At 79.7% G+C, this 365-nt stretch carries 1 pseudogene; it reads left to right on the top strand.

The window, feature by feature from the left end:
- A pseudogene (locus tag SKC42_RS27520) lies at window positions 1–365 on the top strand (PE family protein); the annotation flags it as partial.

The raw sequence follows: 365 nt of genomic DNA, 5'->3' as shown, positions 1-365 counted from the left end.
AACGGCGGCACCGCCGGAGCAGGCGGCGCAGCCGGCACCGGCACCGGCACCGCCGGCGCGACCGGCAACGCCGGAACCGGCGGCACCGGCGGACACGGCGGCACCGGCGGGAACGGCGCCCAAGGCGTCACCAGCACCAGCCCGGGTGTAGCCGGTGGTAGCGGCAGCAACGGCGCCGCCGGCGGCGCCGGCGGGCAAGGCGGCTCCGCCGGCCTTGGCGGCACCAACGGCGCAGGCGGCGTCGGCGGTGCAGGCGGTGTCGGCGGACACGGCGGCACCGGATTCACCGACACCACCATCGGCTCCACCGACGCCACCGCCGGCGGAATCGGCGGCAACGGCGGCACCGCCGGAGCAGGCGGCGC

Origin of the sequence: Mycobacterium sp. 050134 (genome assembly GCF_036409085.1) — a bacterium.
Classification (GTDB): domain Bacteria; phylum Actinomycetota; class Actinomycetes; order Mycobacteriales; family Mycobacteriaceae; genus Mycobacterium.
The sequence above is the reverse complement of the archived record's forward strand: the minus strand, read 5'-3'. Positions and strand labels throughout refer to the sequence as shown.